The organism is Mycobacterium sp. 663a-19 (assembly GCF_035616495.1).
GTDB lineage: Bacteria > Actinomycetota > Actinomycetes > Mycobacteriales > Mycobacteriaceae > Mycobacterium.
Genome location: NZ_JAPJAV010000003.1, coordinates 97,775 through 115,821 on the forward strand (window position 1 = coordinate 97,775; position 18,047 = coordinate 115,821).

Annotated in this window: 17 protein-coding genes; 7 read left to right on the forward strand and 10 right to left on the reverse strand. The window is 67.9% G+C overall.

Annotated elements, in window-relative coordinates:
* Positions 1-3: 3 nt before the first annotated feature.
* The 3 genes from OQ968_RS07100 to OQ968_RS07110 all read left to right on the forward strand — a co-directional run bounded on the left by OQ968_RS07100 (position 4) and on the right by OQ968_RS07110 (position 3,913).
* Positions 4-1,209 (forward strand): amidohydrolase family protein, encoded by a 1,206-nt coding sequence (locus tag OQ968_RS07100; protein ID WP_324676108.1) that lies wholly within the window; start codon positions 4-6, stop codon positions 1,207-1,209.
* Positions 1,210-1,455: 246 nt separating this feature from the next.
* The gene (locus tag OQ968_RS07105) at positions 1,456-1,887 is read left to right on the forward strand and encodes an anti-sigma factor antagonist (protein ID WP_324676110.1); all 432 of its coding nucleotides are present in this window, start codon (positions 1,456-1,458) and stop codon (positions 1,885-1,887) included.
* A gap of 61 nt (positions 1,888-1,948) precedes the next feature.
* Positions 1,949-3,913 (forward strand): SpoIIE family protein phosphatase, encoded by a 1,965-nt coding sequence (locus OQ968_RS07110; RefSeq protein ID WP_324676112.1) that lies wholly within the window; start codon positions 1,949-1,951, stop codon positions 3,911-3,913.
* Between the two features lies 1 nt (position 3,914).
* Here OQ968_RS07110 and OQ968_RS07115 read toward each other — a convergent pair whose 3' ends face one another.
* Together OQ968_RS07115 and OQ968_RS07120 are read right to left on the reverse strand one after the other, a co-directional pair.
* Complete coding sequence (locus OQ968_RS07115; protein ID WP_324676114.1) at positions 3,915-5,165, reverse strand: acyl-CoA dehydrogenase family protein; 1,251 nt, start codon at positions 5,163-5,165, stop codon at positions 3,915-3,917.
* The gene (locus tag OQ968_RS07120) at positions 5,162-6,313 is read right to left on the reverse strand and encodes an acyl-CoA dehydrogenase family protein (protein WP_324676658.1); all 1,152 of its coding nucleotides are present in this window, start codon (positions 6,311-6,313) and stop codon (positions 5,162-5,164) included. Before OQ968_RS07120 ends, OQ968_RS07115 begins: the two co-directional genes overlap by 4 nt.
* Positions 6,314-6,503: 190 nt before the next feature.
* On the opposite strand from OQ968_RS07120, the gene OQ968_RS07125 reads away from it, so the two are divergent.
* Both OQ968_RS07125 and OQ968_RS07130 read left to right on the forward strand, forming a co-directional pair.
* Positions 6,504-7,325: a hypothetical protein gene (locus OQ968_RS07125; protein WP_324676115.1), complete on the forward strand. Its 822-nt coding sequence runs from the start codon at positions 6,504-6,506 to the stop codon at positions 7,323-7,325.
* Positions 7,322-7,900, forward strand: coding sequence for a hypothetical protein (locus OQ968_RS07130; RefSeq protein WP_324676117.1), 579 nt, complete (start codon positions 7,322-7,324; stop codon positions 7,898-7,900). The genes OQ968_RS07125 and OQ968_RS07130 overlap by 4 nt, the downstream gene beginning before the upstream one ends.
* Before the next feature lie 9 nt (positions 7,901-7,909).
* On the opposite strand, the gene OQ968_RS07135 is transcribed toward OQ968_RS07130, so the two are convergent.
* From OQ968_RS07135 to OQ968_RS07150, 4 genes are all read right to left on the reverse strand, one after another.
* Entirely contained in the window at positions 7,910-8,875 is a 966-nt protein-coding gene (locus tag OQ968_RS07135; RefSeq protein ID WP_324676119.1) for an alpha/beta hydrolase, read from the reverse strand.
* 87 nt (positions 8,876-8,962) lie between these two features.
* Positions 8,963-10,111 (reverse strand): amidohydrolase family protein, encoded by a 1,149-nt coding sequence (locus OQ968_RS07140; RefSeq protein ID WP_324676121.1) that lies wholly within the window; start codon positions 10,109-10,111, stop codon positions 8,963-8,965.
* Positions 10,108-11,157, reverse strand: coding sequence for an amidohydrolase family protein (locus OQ968_RS07145; RefSeq protein WP_324676123.1), 1,050 nt, complete (start codon positions 11,155-11,157; stop codon positions 10,108-10,110). Before OQ968_RS07145 ends, OQ968_RS07140 begins: the two co-directional genes overlap by 4 nt.
* Positions 11,154-11,513: a Rieske (2Fe-2S) protein gene (locus OQ968_RS07150; protein ID WP_324676125.1), complete on the reverse strand. Its 360-nt coding sequence runs from the start codon at positions 11,511-11,513 to the stop codon at positions 11,154-11,156. Before OQ968_RS07150 ends, OQ968_RS07145 begins: the two co-directional genes overlap by 4 nt.
* Before the next feature lie 153 nt (positions 11,514-11,666).
* Between OQ968_RS07150 and OQ968_RS07155 the strand changes: the two genes are divergently transcribed.
* A complete protein-coding gene (locus OQ968_RS07155) occupies positions 11,667-12,893 on the forward strand; it encodes a cytochrome P450 (RefSeq protein ID WP_324676127.1) in 1,227 nt (408 codons plus the stop codon).
* The gene (locus tag OQ968_RS07160) at positions 12,890-14,047 is read left to right on the forward strand and encodes a Zn-dependent alcohol dehydrogenase (protein WP_324676129.1); all 1,158 of its coding nucleotides are present in this window, start codon (positions 12,890-12,892) and stop codon (positions 14,045-14,047) included. Before OQ968_RS07155 ends, OQ968_RS07160 begins: the two co-directional genes overlap by 4 nt.
* 80 nt (positions 14,048-14,127) lie before the next feature.
* Here OQ968_RS07160 and OQ968_RS07165 read toward each other — a convergent pair whose 3' ends face one another.
* From OQ968_RS07165 to OQ968_RS07180, 4 genes are read right to left on the reverse strand one after another with little or no spacing between them, the layout of a single operon-like run.
* Positions 14,128-14,850, reverse strand: a complete 723-nt coding sequence (locus OQ968_RS07165) for an SDR family oxidoreductase (RefSeq protein ID WP_324676131.1) — start codon at positions 14,848-14,850, stop codon at positions 14,128-14,130.
* A 13-nt stretch (positions 14,851-14,863) separates the two neighbouring features.
* Positions 14,864-15,718 carry an SDR family NAD(P)-dependent oxidoreductase gene (locus tag OQ968_RS07170; RefSeq protein WP_324676133.1) on the reverse strand — a complete coding sequence of 285 codons (855 nt, stop codon included), beginning with the start codon at positions 15,716-15,718 and terminating at the stop codon, positions 14,864-14,866.
* A gap of 10 nt (positions 15,719-15,728) precedes the next feature.
* Positions 15,729-16,949, reverse strand: coding sequence for a cytochrome P450 (locus tag OQ968_RS07175; protein ID WP_324676660.1), 1,221 nt, complete (start codon positions 16,947-16,949; stop codon positions 15,729-15,731).
* A gap of 11 nt (positions 16,950-16,960) precedes the next feature.
* A complete protein-coding gene (locus tag OQ968_RS07180) occupies positions 16,961-17,983 on the reverse strand; it encodes an LLM class F420-dependent oxidoreductase (RefSeq protein WP_324676135.1) in 1,023 nt (340 codons plus the stop codon).
* Positions 17,984-18,047 lie beyond the last annotated feature (64 nt).

Genomic DNA, 18,047 nt, shown 5'->3' on the forward strand with positions numbered 1-18,047 from the left:
GCCGTGCCTTCTCGCGAACTTCCGTTCCCCGTGTTCGACGCCGACAACCACATGTACGAGCCGCAGGAGGCGCTGACCAAGCACCTCCCGGACAACCGCAAGAACGTCATCGACTACGTGCAGGTCCGCGGCCGCACCAAGATCGTGGTGCGCGGCCACATCAGCGAGTACATCCCCAACCCGACGTTCGAGAAGGTGGCCCGCCCGGGCGCCCAGGAGGACTACTTCCGCCACGGCGCGCAGGGCAAGTCCTACCGCGAGATCCTGGGCGAGCCGATGAAGGCCATCCCGGCCTTCCGCGAACCGGGCCCGCGGCTCGAGGTCATGGACGAGCTCGGCATCGACTACGCGCTGATGTTCCCCACCCTGGCCAGCCTGGTCGAGGAGCGCATGAAGGACGACCCGGAGATGACCCACGACGTCATCCACGCGCTCAACCAGTGGATGTACGAGACGTGGTCGTTCAACTACCAGGACCGGATCTTCGCCACGCCGGTGATCACCCTGCCCATCGTCGAGCGCGCGCTCGAAGAGCTGGAATGGGTCTTGGAGCGCGGCGCACGCACCGTGCTGGTGCGTCCGGCGCCGGTGCCGGGCTACAAGGGCAGCCGGTCGTTCGGTCTCGAGGAGTTCGACCCGTTCTGGCAGGCCTGCATCAAGGCCGAGCTGCCGGTCTCGATGCACGCCTCGGACAGCGGTTACTCCGAGTTCGCCAACGTGTGGGAGCCCGGCGACGAGTTCCTGCCGTTCAAGCCGACCGCCTTCCGCAGCCTGGTGATGGGCCACCGGCCGATCATCGACGCGATGGGCGCGCTGGTCTGCCACGGCGCGCTGTCCCGCAACCCGGAGCTGCGAATCCTGTCGATCGAGAACGGCGCCGACTGGGTGCCGGACCTGTTCAAGGGCCTCAAGGGCGTCTACAAGAAGATGCCGCAGTCGTTCAGCGAGGACCCCATCGAGGCGTTCAAGCGATGCGTGTACATCACCCCGTTCTGGGAGGACCGGTTCACCGAGATCGTCAAGATGGTGGGCACCGACCGGGTGCTGTTCGGATCCGACTGGCCGCACCCCGAGGGCCTGAAGGACCCCATCTCCTTCGTCGACGAGCTCACCGACTTCGAGCAGGACGACGTCGCCAAGATCATGGGCGGCAACCTGATGAAGCTGATGAAGGTCTCCAAGCCGGCCAAGAAGCCCGTGTCCGCCTAAACCTGCTGAGCAGACGCAAAAGTCCCCATTTCGCCCCGAAATGAGGGGCTTTTGCGTCTGCTCGCCCATAGGGTGACCGCCTCCCACACGCGGAGGCGGGCGCATTTTCGTATGCCCTGGTCAGCGGGCCCGGCTATAGACGGGCCCGCCCGCGTTGCTATAGAAAAGAATCCACGCATCACCACGGTTTCGAACATTGACGGGCATCCATCGCGGCCTCACCAGGCGGCCGACTAGGAGTGCACGATGAACCTGGCTCCCGCGGAGTCCTCCCCCACCCAGGTCATGTTGAGCCCCCGTCTGCTGTCGGAGCTCGGCGATCCGCACAGCACGTTGCGGGCGACGACGCAGCGCAGCGGGCCGGTCGTGATCGTCCGCGCGGGCGGTGAGGTCGACGCCTCCAACGAGCACATCTGGCAGCGGCTGGTCGGCGAGGCGGCGGCGGTGGCCGGCCGCCCCGGTCCGTTCGTCGTCGACGTCAACGGCCTCGGCTTCATGGCTTGCTGCGCGTTCGCCGTTTTGGCCGCCGAATCGGAGCGGTGCCGTCGTCGCGGCGTCGAGCTTCGCCTGGTGAGCGGCGACCCGAGCGTCGCCCGGGTGGTCGAAGCGTGCCATCTCGGCGACGTTTTGCCGCTGCACCCCAGCACGGACGCCGCGCTGTCCACCACGGTTCGTTAGCAAACCGATGCAGCGTTCGCTTGCCCGATTTTGGCCCGGTCCGTAGAGGAGGAACGGCCACATGGTCGCCGAAAAGGATTGGGACACAACGGTCGGGGCCGCCGAAGACGTGCGCCGGGTTTTCGAAAACGTGCCCGCGCTGCTCGTCGGCCTACAGGGCCCCGACCATCGCTTCGTGGCCGTCAACGCCGCCTACCGCGCCTTCAATCCGACCGGCAACCCGGTGGGAAAGCTTGCGCGGGAAGTCTTCCCGGAGCTGGAGGGCCAGCAGGTCTACCAGATGTTCGACCGGGTGTACCAGACGGGTGAGCCGCAATCCGGCAGCGAGTGGCGACTGCAGACCGACTACGACGGCTCGGGAATCCAGGAGCGGTTCTTCGACTTCGTCGTCACTCCCCGCCGCGGCGAGGACGGTTCGATCGAGGGCGTGCAGCTCGTCTTCGAGGATGTCACCGGCCGGGTGCGGGCGCGGCTGGCCGCCGAGACGCGCATGGCCGAGCTGTCCGAGCGGTTCCGCAACGTCCGCGACTCCGCCATCGTCATGCAGGAGGCGTTGCTGGCCCCGTCCGTGCCCGTCGTCCCCGGCGCCGACATCACCGCGCAGTACCTCGTCGCCGCCGAGGACACCGCGGCCGGCGGCGACTGGTTCGACGCGGTGGCCCTCGGGGATCGGCTGGTTCTCATCGTGGGCGACGTCGTCGGCCACGGCGTCGAGGCCGCGGCGGTGATGTCGCAATTGCGCACCGCGCTCCGGATGCAGATCCTGGCGGGCCGCACCATCGCCGAGGCGCTCGACGCCGTGGACCGCTTTCACGAGCACGTGCCGGGATCGAATTCGGCCACCATCTGCGTCGGTTCGCTCGACCACGCCACCGGGAACTTTCAGTACTGCACCGCGGGGCACCCGCCGCCGCTGCTGGTGAGCGCCGACGCGGACGCCCGATACGCGGAACCGTCGGGCGGCGGCCCGCTGGGCAGCGGAACGGGATTTCCGGTGCGCACCGAGATCCTCGACGTCGGCGACTCGGTCCTGCTGTATTCCGACGGCCTCATCGAACGTCCCGGCCGCCCGCTGGTCGCCAGCACCGCGGAATTCGCCGAACTGGCCGCCAACATCGCCGGCGGCAGCGGCGGCTTCGTCATCGATGCCGGAATGCGGCCGATCGACCGAATCTGTTCGGAGACACTCGAATTGCTGCTCCGGTCATCGGGTTACAGCGACGACGTCACGCTCCTTGCGGCGCAACGCCGTACGCCGCCGCCACCGCTGCAGATGACCGTGGATGCGACGGTGCACGCCGCACGCGCCGTCCGCTCCCGGCTTCGCGAGTGGCTGTTGGAGGTCGGCGCCGACGCCGACGACGTCTCCGACGTGGTGCACGCGATGTCGGAGTTCGTCGAGAACGCCGTCGAACACGGCTATGCCACCGAGGTTTCCGACGGCGTTGTCGTCGAGGCGTACCTGGCCGGGGACGGCAACCTGCATGCCTCGGTCAGCGACCGCGGAAATTGGAAGGACCACCGCGAAGGCGAACAGGGCCGCGGGCGCGGACTCGCGATGGCCGAAGGCCTGGTGTCCCAGGCGACCGTCACGCATGGCCCCGACGGCACGACCGCGAGCCTGACGCACCTATTGTCACGACCGGCGAACGTCGTCACCGACGCGATTGTCGGCCGCGCGAACCACCAGCGGTCGGCCGACTCCGAATTCGTCTCCATGGTCGACGAGCCGGGCCACATCGTCGTCAGCGGAGACGTCGATGCCCACACCGCGTCCATTCTGGACCGCCAGATTGCGGTCGAAAGCCGTTCCGGCGTAGCGTCTTTGACGATCGATCTGAGCGCGGTCACCCACTTGGGTTCGGCGGGCATCAGCGCGCTGGCCGCCGCGCGAGAGCGTGCGCGCCGCCAGGGTGGCGACTGTGTGCTGGTGGCCCCACCCGGAAGCCCGGCGCACCACGTCCTGTCGCTGGTCCAGATGCCCGTCGTGAGCGGCGACGCCGAGAACGTGTTCGCCGAGGACTGACTCAGCGCGCCCCGCCGTGGCGCACCTGGTTGAACGGCACCCCGCGGTCGGCGGCGTACTCTCGCGGAAAGCCCAGCACCCGTTCGCCGATGACGTTGCGGGCCATTTCCGTTGTGCCGCCGCCGATCGCGACGTTCTGCCGCGACAGATAGCGCAGCCCGGCCTGTAGCCCTTCGCCGATTTCGCCCACCACGCCGGCGGCCCCCGCGATCGCCAGCGCGGTGTCCATTTCCAGGGTCACGGTCTCGGCGTGGAACAGCCGGATGAGCGTGCCGGCGGCCGGGGGCAGCACCCCGTCGCGGACGTTGCGGTACACGTGATCGATCAGCTGTTCGGCCACCGCGCGGTGCACCAGTGCCCGGCCGGCCATCTCGTGCACGCGTTCGCTGTCGGCCTGGCCCGTCTTCTCGGCGAGCTCGGCATAGTCGACCGGGGTCGTGTGGCCTCCCTCGTGGCCGGCGCCGCTGGCGAACTCCGAGCCCTGCCCGACCGCCCGACGTTCGTGATAGAGCTGCCGCGACGCCACCGCCCAGCCGCCGTTGACCTCCCCGACGACGGCGTCGTCGCCGACGTCGACCCCGTCGAGGAACTCCTCACAGAATTCGGTGGAGCCGCTCAGCATGGTGATGCGCCGCAACGTGATTCCCGGGTGGGCGATCGGCACCAGGAACATCGTCAGGCCCTCGTGCTTGGGCACATCCCAGTCGGTGCGGGCCAGGCACAGCCCGTAGTCGGCGGCGAACGCGCTGGTGCTCCAGGTCTTGGCGCCGTTGAGCACCCAGCGGTCGCCCTGCCGTTCGGCCCGGGTGAGGACACCGGCGAGGTCCGACCCGCCGCTGGGCTCGGACAACAGCTGCACCAGAACCTCGTCGCCACGCAGCGCGGCGGCGATGTGCCGGCGCTTCTGCTCTTCGCTGCCCATGTCGAGCAGCGTGGCGCAGCAGATGGTGAACGTCGGCGTGTTGAGGATCAACGGCATCTCGTAGTTGACCGATTCCTCGTCGAACGCCTTCTGGTATTCGTAATCCAAACCCAGACCGCCGTACTCGCGGGGAAAGCAGATGCCGGCGAATCCGCCTTCGTAGAGCCGCTTTTGGAGTTCGCGGGCCCGCAGCCAGGAGCGTTCGTCGTCGCGCGGGGCGGCCGGCGGGGAGTCGGGGTCGATGGCGGGCATGTTGTCCGCCAACCACGCCCGGGCCCGGGTGGCGAACTCCGCGACGGATTCCGCGGATGCCCTGCGTTGCGCGGTCATCTCGCCGAACGACCCGCGCTCTCGGCGTGGTACACGCTGAGGTTGTGTTCCTCCGGAGTGCCGAACATGGAGCGGTACAACGCGACTCGCCTCAGGTACAGGTGCAGGTCGTGCTCCCAGGTGACGCCGATGCCGCCGTGCATCTGCACGCAGCCCTGAACGATGCGCCCGGCCATCTCCCCGACGTAGGACTTGGCGATGCTGGCCGACAGGCCGGCCGTGGCTGAGCGCGCGCCCACGTCGGCGACCGCCGCGGCCGTGGTGGCGCGGCACGCTTCCAGCCACAGCTTCATGTCGGCGAACCCGTGTTTGAGCGCCTGGTATGACGCCAGCGGACGCCCGAAGGTGTGCCGGTCGAGGGCCCACTTGACGGTGAAGTCGAACACCGTCTGCAGGATGCCGACCACCTCGGCGCACTGCAGCACCTGGGCGATCTGGCTCTGCCGCCTGATCAGTGCCGGGGTTTCGGCGGCGCTGCCCACCGCCGCCGACGGCTCGACGACCACACCGTCGAACTGCACCCGCGCGTATTGCTTGACCAGGTCGACGGACTGCTGCGGCACCACGGTGACGCCCGGTGCGTCCGTCGGGACCAGGAACTGGCGGATCTCGTCACTGTTTGAGCCGCATCGCGCGACCACCAGCAGCAACCCGCTCTGCGCGCCGGCCTCGACACGGTCCTTGGTTCCCTCGATGCGATAGCCGGACTCGGTTGGGGTGGCCATCACCGCCGACTCCAGCGGCGCCCAGCCCCGGCCGGGCTCGGAAACCGCCCAGGAGGCCACCGTGTCGCCCGACATCAACGACTCGATGGTGGCGGCGTGGCTTTGCCGGTCGGCGCAGTCGGCGAGCGCCGCGAGCACGACGCTGACCGGGTACAGCGGGCCGGGCGCGACCGTCTTGCCGAGTTGTTCGGCGACCATGGCCAGATCCGCGACGCCGCTGCCGGACACGCTGCCGCCGCCGAGCTCCTCGGGAACCAGCAGACCCGTCCACCCGAGTTCGGCGGCCCGCCGCCACCATGCAGGATCAAAGGACGCACCCGCCGCGTGCAGCTCCCGGACGTGCCGCAGCGGCGCTTCTTTCTGCAGAAAGGATTGGGTTGTCGAGGCGAAGAGTATCTTTTCGGGAGAGTCGACGGCGGTCATGGTGCCGACGGGGCCTTCCTGGGCATTCGGTCGCCGCTGCCAGGGATGCACGGTGGAAAGTGTGGGTGGATGATCATCCGCCTAATCGGTCCTCGTCGGAGTTCGCTGGAGACTCTGATGCTATCAATGAGCAATACAGTAAGAGATACCGGAGTCCAGTCGATAATGATGCTGACCAGCGGTGAGCGCGATGCCTAAGGCGAGGAAACCGCCGGAGGAATCGGCCACGTCGAAAGCCGACGCGATGGCGCTGCTCGAGGAGGCCGAGGCCGAGGCCGCCGAGGCCGAAGCGCTGGCGGCCGCCGCGCGCGCCCGCGCCCGCGCCGCCCGGCTGCGCCGCGAGGCGCTGGCCGAGGCGGAGGCGGAGTCCGAGACCGAGGCCCCGGCGGAGGCCGAGACGACTGCCGCGGCCGGCGAGGAGGAAACCCCGGACGCCGACGCGGCGGTCGAAGAAACGGAGGAAGTTTCCGACGAGACCGCCGAGGCCCCGGCGCCGGAGTCCAGGCTGGCCAGGTGGCGGCGCCGGCTGCCGTCGCTGTCCGTGACCTGGAAGGCGGCCGCGATCATCCTGATCGTCTGCTTCGCCGGGGCCAGCGGATACATGGCCTGGAAACACAATGACGCCACCCAGCGCGAGCAGCGCGCCGCGAGGTTCATCGCCGGGGCCAGGCAGGGCATCGTCAACATGACCTCGTTGGACTTCAAGAAGGCCAAGGACGATGTCCAGCGGGTGATCGACAGCTCCACCGGGCAGTTCCGGGACGATTTCCAGCAGCGCGCAAAGGATTTCGCGACGGTCGTCGAGCAGTCCAAGGTGGTCACCGAGGGAACGGTCAACGCCGCGGCCCTGGAAAACATGGACGACCACTCCGCGCAGGTGCTGGTGGCCGCGACCTCGAAGATCACCAATTCCGCAGGCGCCAAGGATGAACAGCGCGTGTGGCGGTTCCGGGTGACCGTGACCGAAGACGGCGGGCAGTACAAGATGTCGAAAGTCGACTTCGTGCTATGACAGAGCGCGACGACACCGAAACCGTCGAGGCCGAAAGGCCCGCCGAGCGAGAATCTTCCGCGCGCGGCGCCGGCCCGGCACGCCTGCTGCGCAAGGCGAAACTCTTTCCGGCGATTCTGATCGTGCTGCTGCTGATCTCCGGCGGCTCGGCGGCATGGCTGTACTTCATGCAGTACAAGCACGACCAGCAGACCAGCCCCGATGTGGCCCGGGCGGTGGTCAGCGCGGCATCGGACGGAACGGTCGCGATGCTGTCCTATTCACCCGAGTCGCTCGACAAGGACTTCGCCACCGCCAAGTCACACCTGTCCGGGGACTTCCTGAACTATTACAACCAGTTCACTCAGGACATCGTGGCTCCGGCGGCCAAGCAGAAGTCGCTGAAAACCACGGCTCACGTCATGGGGGCCGCGCTGCAGGAGCTGCATCCGGATTCGGCGGTGGTTCTGGTCTTCGTCGACCAGAGCACCACGAGCAAGGACAGGCCCGACCCGTCGCTGGATGCCAGCAACGTGCGGGTGAGCATGACGCGGGTCAACAACCACTGGCTGATAAGCAAATTCGAACCGATCTAACGACCGCCCCTACATGGCGAACACGCGGCGCAGCGTCTGCGCGTGCAGGGCCCGGTTCTCTTGGGAGACAATCCAATCCGGGACCAGCGAGTCGAAGCCGTTGAAGGTCGCCGCGATGACGTGCAACTCGGTGTGAACATAGGCGTGTAACAGCCGGTTGGCGTAGTCGATCGCCTCGTCGCGGCACGGGTCGATCTCGGAGCAGCTGATGAAGGTGGGCGGCAGGCCCTCCAGGTTCGCCCGATGCGCCGGGACGTGTTGGCCGTTGGCGGAGGCGTGACCGAGGTAGTGGTTCCATGCCCGGCTCACCGCGGGACCGTTCAGCCCCGGCGTGCGCTGGAATTCGCGCCGCGACTGGGTGGCGTCGGAGTCGAGCATCGGCTGGTGCAGGATCTGCACCAGGATCTGTGGGCCTTCGTCATCGAACATGCGCTGGGTCAGGCCCGCGACCAGCGCCGCGCCGGCGTCGCGGCCCATCACCGCGATGCGGCCGACGTCGACGTTCAGCTCGGCGCAGTTGCGGATCGCGTAGTAGAAGCCCGCCTCGACGTCGTCCAACGCCGCCGGGCAAGGGTTTTCCGGCGCCAGCCGGTAGTCGACCGATACCAGCAGGCATCCCGCGTCCCTGGCCAGCTCCACGCATCGCGCGTGGTCGGTGTCGAGGTTTCCGGTCACGAACCCGCCCCCGTGGGCGTACACCACAAGGGGCGCCCCCGAAGCGCCGTCCGAGGGACCGCGGTACAAACGGACGTTGAGCCGCGCGCCGCCCGGACCGGCGATCGATCGCGACTCGACGGCCACGCCGGCGGTGTCGACCGCCGCGGCGCGCTCGGCGGCCAACCGGTCGGCGCGTTCCCGCTCGGCGGGCAGCGTCTCGGCCTGGAATTCGACGATGCCCGACTCGATCGCCGCCTCGCGCAGCACCGGGTCGATGCGGTTAAGGCCTTGCGGCCGCGTCAGATCCGTTTGCGTCATACCCTCTCGACTTCCGCGCTCATCCTCCGGGCCCGGCACAGGGCCGCCCTTCAAGGTAGACCTACGGCGGCCGGTCCGGCCACCGACTCACCGTTCCCCGGGAAGGGCCCTGACGGTCGCGGGCAGCCCGTACAGCGCGGTGGCGTTGCCACGCATGATCCGCTCGCGCTGGTCGGCGGGAAATCGGTTGATCGCGTACGTCGGGGCGTCGTAGCTCCAGTGGGGATAGTCCGTGGAGAACATCAGGTTGTCGCCCAGGTCCATCATCTCCAGGTACTCGCGGAACTGCACGACGTCGGTGTCCTCGAGCGGCTGGGTGGTGAACCGAACGTGTTCGCGCACATAGTCCGACGGGCGGCGACGCACGTGCGGGAGGTCACCGCGGCGGGCCTCCCAGATGCGGTCCATCCGCGACATCACCGGCATCGCCCAGGTGAAGCCGCCCTCGACGAACACCACCCGCAGGTCGGGGTGGCGATCGAACGCGCCGTCGAACACCAGGCTCATCAGGTGCGAGACGTACAGCAGCGGCCAGGACGCGAAGAAGTCATGCCAGTGCGCGGGGTTGCCGACCGGATAGATCGGGATCAACTCGAAGGGCGTCTGCCCCATCAGGTGCGTGGCCACCGGCAACCCGTTGCGCGACGCGGCCTCGTAGAGCGGGTCGAAATGCGGATTGCCGAAAGGGATTCCGCGGGTCTGCGGCGTCATCAGCACCTGCGCCATGTAGGGATGTCCCGCCCACCGCTCGACCTCGCGGGCCGCCTGCTCGGGCGTTTGCGCGCTGACGCTGATCGAACCGCGCCACCGGCCGTGCCAGTTGTGCTTGTCGAGCCAGACGTCGGCGAGCCAGTCGTTGTAGGCCGACTTCAGCACGTGCTCGGCCTGCGGCAGCTGCGCGTCGCACATCGGCTCCAGCGTCGCGATGCTGACGCCGGCGTCGAGCAGCAACTGCTTGGCGGCGAAATCCGGGTCGCTGCCGGCGAATCCACCGTTCGGCGGGGCCGCGTCGAGGCGCAGCGACATGGTCTTGTACGAGTCCGGGGTGTCGTAGAAATGCGGCACCGGGGTGACCGCGTTGCCGGTCGGCCAGATCTTGTCCACCCATTCGGCCGGCGCGTAGGACTTGAGCACGTCGGCCGAGACGGGCAGCGGGTGGACATCGGTGTCGACGATGGTGACGGCGATTTCGTCCGTTTGACCGGTCGACGAGTCGACTCGCTCGATCGTCGTCATGGCACACGCTCCTCGATCCCGTAGAGCTCACTGGCATTTCGCCACAGCACCTTGTCGCGCTGGACGGCGTCGAGCCCCGCTAGCTCAGAAGCCATCACGTCCGGGGACGTGGTCGACCAGTGCGGGTAACTCGATCCGTACATCAGGAGGTCGGACTTGTTGCTGAAATCCATCCACCGCCGCATCGACCCGGTGTCGACCGGACCGTCGAACGCCGACGAGCAGAACCGGACGTGGCCGGGCAGGTACTCGCTGGGATAGCGGTCCACCCACGGCGTCTGGTCGCGCATCGACAGCCAGAAGGTGTCCAGCCGCCACATCAGCGGGGTGAGGATGTCGTAGCCGCCGTCGGCGAACACGAACTTCAGGCCCGGGTGCCGGCCGAACACGCCCTCGACGATGAGCGTGGCCAGGTGCACGAAGTAGTTCAGCGGCATGAACGCCGCGTATCCGGGGTAGGTGTGCGCGTGCCCGGCGAAGGTGGGCGGATAGTCGACGCCGTTGCCTCCGTTGATGTGCACCGCGACGGGCAGCGCGTGCGCGGCGGCGGCCTCCCAGATGGGCTCGAACATTGGCTTGCCGTACGGCTCGCGCGACTGCATCGGGACGCCGACCTGCACCAGCTTGGGGTGCGCGGCGAGGCGCTCGATCTCGGCGACGGCGCCCTTGGGGTCCTCGGGGTTGACGCGGATGGTGCCCAGAAAACGGTCGGTGGCGTCGGGTTCCAGCCACCGCTCGAGCAGCCAGTCGTTGACCGCGGCGCAGATCCTGCTGTTGAGCAGGTAATCGGCGATGTTTCCGCGGGTCAGCGGGTTCAGGATGGCGTAGTCGACGCCCATGTCATCGAACAGATGCCGGCCGACGGTCTCGGGGTCCGATCCCGGGTAGCGCTCTCCGTACAGGTCCTGCCGGTAATCGCCGCCCGGCGCCTGGTACCACTGCTGCTCGACGTCGGGGATCGACCGCAGCTTGTGGGCGTCGGGGAGGTAGCGCCGGATCTCGGCGTTGTTGCGGAAGTGCGGTTGCACGTTGGCATCGATGATCATGCAGTGAGATACACCTCCCCGTCGGCGACATCGACCCGGTAGGTCCGGACGCGGCGCCGCGGATCGGCCACGTTTTGACCGGTGGTGACGTCGAATTCCCAATTGTGCCAAGGACATCGGACGATCTGCCCGTCCCGCACCCGGCGCAACCCGTCGGGAGACTCGGGGGCCGGCTCGTTGGTGCCGCCGATCAGGCCCAGGCACAGCGGCGCGCCCTCGTGCGAGCAGTAGTTGGCGATCGCATACAGCACGCCGCGCACGTTGTACACGCCCACGCCGAACTTCCCGGCGTCGACCAGCTTCATCGCGCCGGGCGGCAGCTCGTCGAGGGAGCACACGAATCGCCGCGTGGGCACTGCCGAATCACCGCCTCCTCGACCTGCCAGGGTCAATACTGTGCCCGTTACGGTAACCACCACAAGCCGTTGGGCTTCGTTGCTATTTATACTATGATAGCGATATTCCCCTCGATCCAAACCCGCCATATCGGCTGTTCAGGAGGAGCGCTGATGACGCTCAGCACCGACCCCGGCGGCCAGGCCGTCACCCTCGACTTCACCGGCGAAACCAGCCCGTACCCGTTCTTCGAGTACATGAGGCGCACCGACCCGGTGTGGCACGGCGCCCTGGCCGACCACTCACAGATGCCCGAGGAACTCCGGCCGGCCGACGAGTGGGTGCTGTTCGGTTACGACGACCTGTTCCAGGCGTTCCGCGACGACCGCATCTTCAGCTCGCACAAATACGACGAGACCATCGGTTTAGTCATGGGCCACACCATCCTCGCGATGGGCGGCAAGGAACATCACGACCACCGCAACCTGGTGGCCAAGGCCTTTCGCGCCACCGCGCTGGAGCGCTGGGAGCCGTCGGTCATCGGACCGGTCTGCGATCGGCTGGTCGACGAGATCAAGCACGACGGTCAGGCCGACCTGGTCAGGGCGGTGACGTTCGAGTTCCCCACCCGGATCATCGCCACGCTGCTCGGACTGCCCCGCGAGGATCTCGACCTCTTCCGGCGACTGTCGCTGGACCTCATCTCGATTCCGACCGACATCGAGGCGGGGCTGAACGCGGCGAACGAGTTGCACGGCTACTTCCTCAACCAGGTCGAGCAGCGGCGCCGCAAACTCACCGACGACATCATCGGCGACCTCGTCGCGGCCGAGATCGACGGCGAGAAGCTGTCCGACGAGGCGATCATCGCGTTCCTGCGCCTGCTGCTGCCCGCCGGGCTCGAGACCACCTATCGGTCGTCGGGCAACCTGCTGTACCTGCTGCTCACCCACCCCGAGCAGCTGGCGATGGTCGCCCGGGACCGATCACTGATCCCCAGCGCGATCGAAGAGGGCCTGCGCTACGAAACCCCGCTGACCATGGTGATGCGGACGACGACCGAAGAAATCGAAATCGGCGGCAAGGCAATCCCGGCCGACGCGCAGATCGACATGTGCATGGGCTCGGCCAACCGCGACGAGAGCCGCTGGACCGACCCGAACACGTTCGACATTCGCCGGCCGCGGCAGGCCCACATCGCGTTCGCCGGTGGGATCCACATGTGCCTCGGGATGCACCTGGCGCGGCTGGAAACGCGGGTCATGCTCAACAGCCTGTTCGACCGGGTCGAGGACTTGGCGCTGGTGCCCGACGACGGAACCGGTGTGGAGTCCAAGATCGTCGGGCTCACCTTCCGGTCGCCCAACAAACTTCCCGTCACCTTCCGCCCGGCCGCATGAAAACCCGAGGTGCCATCCTCCACGACGTCGGAGGGCCTTGGTCCGTCGAGGAATTCGAGCTCGATCCGCCGAGGGCCGGCGAGGTTCTGGTGGAGATGGCCGCCGCCGGGCTGTGCCACTCCGACGACCACATCCTCAAGGGCGACATGTCGGCGCCCAACGAGGTGATGCGATCGCTCGGGCTGCCAACGATGTTCCCGACGGTCGGCGGCCACGAAGGCTCCGGGACGGTTCGGGAAGTCGGGGACGGAGTCACCGACTTCGCCGTCGGCGACCACGTGGTGATGTCCTTCGTCGCCGTGTGCGGGAAGTGCCGCTGGTGCGCGAGCGGCATGGAATACATCTGCGACGTCGGCATGGGCACCATGATCCCGGGCATGCCCACCGACGGCACGTTCCGCCATCACACCAGCGATGGCCGGCCGCTCGGGCATCTGGCGAAGGTGGGAGCCTTCGCCGAACACACTGTGGTAGCGCAGAGTTCGCTGGTCAAGATCGAACCGCACCTGGCGCTGGCACCCAGCGCGCTGCTGTCGTGCGCGATTCCCACCGGCTTCGGCTCGGTGATGAACCGCTCCAACATGCGACCGGGCGACACCGTCGTCGTGATCGGCGTCGGCGGCATCGGAACGGGCGCGATCCAGGGCGCCCGGGTCGGCGGTGCCGCGCAGATCGTCGCCGTCGATCCGGTTGACTTCAAACAGAAATCGGCCCTGCAGTTCGGCGCGACGCACAGCGCCGCAACGGTCGCCGAGGCGCTGGACCTGGTCCGGGACCTGACCTACGGGGTCATGGCCGACGCCGTCGTGGTCTCGCCGTCACTGATCACCGCCGACGACGTGCGCGATGCGGTGAAGCTCACCCGCAAGGGCGGAACCTGCGTGCTCACCGGCATGACCTCGCAGTTGACCCGGTCGGTCAACATCGACCTGCAGGAGTTCATCCTGATGAACAAGACGCTCGCCGGCACCATATTCGGCTCCTGCAACCCGAAGTCGGACATCTCCCGGCTGGCCAGGCTCTACCACACCGGGCAGCTGCAGCTCGACGAGATGATCACCAGGCGTTACCGGCTCGACGAGATCAACGACGCCTACGACGACCTGCTCAACGGCAAGATCATCAGGGGCATCATCGATTTCGGGATCGGCTGACGCTACTTCCCCGGCGAGCAGACGCAAAAGCCCCCAATTTCGGTGCGAAATGGGGGCTTTTGCGTCTGCTCGCCGGGGGGTTACCGCTGAATCCGCTGCAGCTGGCCGTAGGCGTCGATCGGGCTGTGCAGCGCCAGGCCGCCGTCGGCGTGCACGATTTGTCCTGTCACCCAAGGCAATTCGAGGACACCCACGATGGCCCCGGCCACGTCGGCGGCGTCACCCACGCCGCCCAACGCCGTCCGTTCGGACAGGGCGTCCACCCAGCCGGGGAGCCGTTCGGCGTCGGTCAGCATCGGGGTCCGGGTGACGCCGGGGCCCACCGCGTTGACCCGTATTCCGTGACCGCCCCACTCCGCGGCGGCCACCCTCACCAGCATGTCCACCCCGGCCTTCGACACGCAGTAGGCGCCCATGTCGCGGTCGGCGAGGGTGCCGCTGATGCTGGACACCGCGACGATCGAGCCGCTCACCCTGGCGTCGATCATGGCCCGGGCGGCGGCCCGGATGGTCAGCCAGGTGCCGGTGAGGTTCACCGCCAGCACCCGGTCCCATTCGGCCGGCGACTGTTCGAGCAGCATGCCCGACGCGCCGATTCCGGCGCAGGTGACGATTCGGGTCGGCGCACCGTGCTCGCGCACCGTTCGTTGCATCGCCGCCGCCACCGCGTCGGGATCGCTGACGTCGCAAGCGATGTCGCCGCCGGAGATGTCCCACACCACGACGTCGTGTCCCACCTCGCGCAGCCGTGCGGTGACCTCGCGCCCGATCCCGGAGGCGCCCCCGGTCACCAGGGCCGTCATCGCGCGGGCCCGATCAGCTCGACGAGCACGAGTCCTCCCTTCCTCCCTGGCCCAGCTTGGCCAGGGTGCGATCCCAGAGCTCGCGCGCGAGCCGCGGATCGTAGGCCGCGCGGTTGGCTTTCGCGATCTTGTGCTTCGAGTAGTACTCGCCGGACGTCCAGTCGACGCCCGGGGTGCTCGACGCCAGCCAGACCAGCTGATCGGCGCCCTGGTCGGCGCTCAGGGTGAGCCGTGCGACCGGGGTGTGCCGCATGAACCGCAGGAATCGTGAACCCGACGCATCACCGAAGTTGGTGTTGACGTTGCCCGGGTGAAACGTTGCGGCCGACAGACCGTCGGCCTGATAGCGCCGGTGCAATTCTCTGGTGAACATGACGACGGCCAGTTTGGTGAGGGCATAGGCGACGCTGGGGTGGCGTTCGGCCGTTCTCTCCAGGTCGGAGATCCGCACCCGGCGAAGCAGTTTCTGCGACGAGCTGGTCGTGTTGACGACGGTGGCGCGCGACGCGACGAGCACCTCCATCAACTGCGTGGTGAGCAGGAACGGCGCCAGATAGTTGACCTGGAAGGTGATCTCGTGACCGTCTACGGTGTCGTGCATCTTGGTGAACATGCCGCCGGCATTGTTGGCCAGCACGTCGATGCGCGGGTACTGCGCGCGAATCTTGTCCGCGAGGGTCCGCACCTGGGACAAGTCGGCGAAGTCGGCCACGAAGCGGTCCGCGCCCAGTTCGGCGGCCACCGCGGCGGTCTTGGTTTCCGACCGCCCCACCACGACGACCTGGCCGCCGGTGCGGCTGAGACGGCGAGCCGCCGCGGCGCCGATGCCGTCGCTGGCGCCCGTGATGACGATCGTCCTGCGCGTCACTGCCGTCGGGTCAGGCCAGCGAGTAGCGGACCGGCAGGTGCTTGAGGCCGCCGACGAACGTTGTGGCGACCAGCTCCGGATCACCGGTCAGCTCAATGGATTTGAGCCTGGGCAACAGCTCAGAGAAGAAGCTGCTGACCTCCATGCGGGCCAGGGCCGCGCCCATGCAGAAGTGCACGCCGTAGCCGAAGGCCAGGTGCTTGTTGGGGTCGCGCCCGACGTCGAAGCGGAACGGATCGTCGAACACGTCCTCGTCGCGATTGCCCGACACGTAGGACAGCAGCACCGAGTCGCCCGCGGCGATGGGCACTCCGCGCACGACGGTGTCCTTGGCGGCGGTGCGCATGAACTCCTTGACCGGGGTGACCCAGCGGATCATCTCCTCGGTGGCCAGGGGCATCAACTCCGGGTTGTCGCGCAGCCGCTGCAGCTGGTCCGGGTTCTCGATGAGCGCCTGCAGGCCCCCGGAGATGGTGGCGCTGGTGGTGTCGTGGCCGGCGGTGGCGACGATGAGATAGTAAGAGACGGTGTCGATGTCCGACAGCGGTTCGCCGTCGACGCGGGCGTTGGCGATCGCCGAGGCGAGGTCCTCGGTCGGGTGCTCGCGGCGCGACGCGGTGACACCGTTGAAGTACTGGAACATGTCCAGCAACGCGGGCAGCTGATCCTCGTTGGTGCTGCCGCGCTTGAATTCGGAGTCGTCGCTGCCGAACAGCTCCTGGGTCAGCTTGAGCATGCGGGGAAAGTCGGCCTCCGGCAGCCCCAGCAGCGACATGATCACGTAGAGCGGGTAATTGACGGCGACCTGCTGAACGAAGTCGCACTCGGGGCTCGCGGCCATCATCTTGTCGACGTAGACCTTTGCCAGTTCGTCGACGCGAACCTTCAACGCCCGCATCGCCTTCGGGCGAAACCAGTCGGAGCCGATCGCGCGCACCACCCGGTGCTGCGGGTCGTCCATGTGGATCAGCGTGCGCACCCCCGCGGCGGCCTGCATCTCGTCGCCCTCGGCGGTGGTCAGGACCGGGCGCGGCCAGTTGGTGAACAGCATGTTCTCGCGTTCGATGTCCATGATGTCGGCGTGCTTGGTGATCGCCCAGAACGGCCGGTAGTTCGGCACGTCGACCCACGACACCGGCGCGCTGGCGCGCAGGTGCGCCAGCGCGGCGTGCAGCCGCGGCTCGTCGGTGTAGGCCAGCGGGTCCGCCAGCAGCCTGGCGGCCTCGTCCATCGTCGTTGTGCTCACTCGCGAAACCCTTTCAGTGCGGCGGTGATACAGGACTGCGACGCGGTTAGAAAGATCGGCAGGACCCGGTCGACGGCGCCCTCGCAACGGTCCCTGAGGGCGGTTGCGATGGTGTCGACCGGGCCGACGACGGCGAAGGCCGCCAGCATGTCGTCGTCGATGAGCGAGCCCATCGCGTCCCACTCCCCCGCCAGGGACAGGCGGTGCAGCTCGGGTTGCAGCTCGCCCCAGCCGTGCAGCTCCAGCACCCTCCGGTACGCCGGCGTCGATCCGTAGAAGGCGATCTGCTTGCGCACCGCGGCGGTGGCGGCCGCCAGCGCGGCGTCGTCGCCGCCGGTGGCTATCAGCACCTCGGCCGACACCTCGAAGTCGGCGCCGTCGCGGCCGGCGCGCTGCATGCCGCGCCGCAGCGCGGGCAGCGTCACCTCGTCCAGGTAGCGCTTGGAAACCATCGGGTGACCGAGGTGGCCGTCGGCGACCTCGCCGCACATCTCGGTCATCGTTTCGCCGACGGCCGCGAGGAAGACCTTCGGCGGCGGATGGGGCTGCGGCTCGGGGGTGAACATCGGGGTCATGATCTTGTGGGTGTAGAAGTCGCCCTCGAAGCGCAGCTTGGTGCCGTCCCGCCAGGCGGACCAGATCGCGTGCAGCGCGGAGACGAATTCGCGCATCCGGCGGGCCGGGTGGCTCCACGGCATGCTGAACCGCTTCTCGATGTGCGGCTGGATCTGGGTGCCCAGCCCGAGGATGAAACGGCCCTTCGAGTACGCCTGCAGGTCCCAGCCGATGTTGGCGACGATCATCGGGTTGCGCGCGAACGCCACCGCGATGTTGGTGCCGAGCTCGAGGCGCGACGTGTGCTCCGCGGCGAGCAGCAGCGGCAGAAACGGGTCGTGGCTGGTTTCGGCGGTCCAGCCGCCGTCATACCCGCGCTGTTCCAGGGCGGCGGCCGCGTCGGCCACATCGGCAAGCCGGTTGGGGATGCCCCCGTCGATCTTGAGGCGGGCGGCGTCGGCCATGCGGGTAACTTTACAGTAAGCAATCCAGTATGTGACCCTGCTGATCTAGCTGCGCGACCGAAGC

Bases quoted from the DNA above. Each gene is read 5' to 3' on its own strand.
- OQ968_RS07110 (WP_324676112.1), top strand. From the start codon at position 1,949: ATGGTCGCCGAAAAGGATTGGGACACAACGGTCGGGGCCGCCGAAGAC.
- OQ968_RS07165 (WP_324676131.1), bottom strand. From the start codon at position 14,850: ATGACGGCCCTGGTGACCGGGGGCGCCTCCGGGATCGGGCGCGAGGTC.
- OQ968_RS07120 (WP_324676658.1), bottom strand. From the start codon at position 6,313: ATGACCGCCGTCGACTCTCCCGAAAAGATACTCTTCGCCTCGACAACC.
- OQ968_RS07180 (WP_324676135.1), bottom strand. From the start codon at position 17,983: ATGGCCGACGCCGCCCGCCTCAAGATCGACGGGGGCATCCCCAACCGG.
- OQ968_RS07130 (WP_324676117.1), top strand. From the start codon at position 7,322: ATGACAGAGCGCGACGACACCGAAACCGTCGAGGCCGAAAGGCCCGCC.
- OQ968_RS07140 (WP_324676121.1), bottom strand. From the start codon at position 10,111: ATGACGACGATCGAGCGAGTCGACTCGTCGACCGGTCAAACGGACGAA.
- OQ968_RS07115 (WP_324676114.1), bottom strand. From the start codon at position 5,165: ATGACCGCGCAACGCAGGGCATCCGCGGAATCCGTCGCGGAGTTCGCC.
- OQ968_RS07155 (WP_324676127.1), top strand. From the start codon at position 11,667: ATGACGCTCAGCACCGACCCCGGCGGCCAGGCCGTCACCCTCGACTTC.
- OQ968_RS07175 (WP_324676660.1), bottom strand. From the start codon at position 16,949: ATGGACGAGGCCGCCAGGCTGCTGGCGGACCCGCTGGCCTACACCGAC.
- OQ968_RS07125 (WP_324676115.1), top strand. From the start codon at position 6,504: ATGCCTAAGGCGAGGAAACCGCCGGAGGAATCGGCCACGTCGAAAGCC.
- OQ968_RS07105 (WP_324676110.1), top strand. From the start codon at position 1,456: ATGAACCTGGCTCCCGCGGAGTCCTCCCCCACCCAGGTCATGTTGAGC.
- OQ968_RS07135 (WP_324676119.1), bottom strand. From the start codon at position 8,875: ATGACGCAAACGGATCTGACGCGGCCGCAAGGCCTTAACCGCATCGAC.
- OQ968_RS07160 (WP_324676129.1), top strand. From the start codon at position 12,890: ATGAAAACCCGAGGTGCCATCCTCCACGACGTCGGAGGGCCTTGGTCC.
- OQ968_RS07145 (WP_324676123.1), bottom strand. From the start codon at position 11,157: ATGATCATCGATGCCAACGTGCAACCGCACTTCCGCAACAACGCCGAG.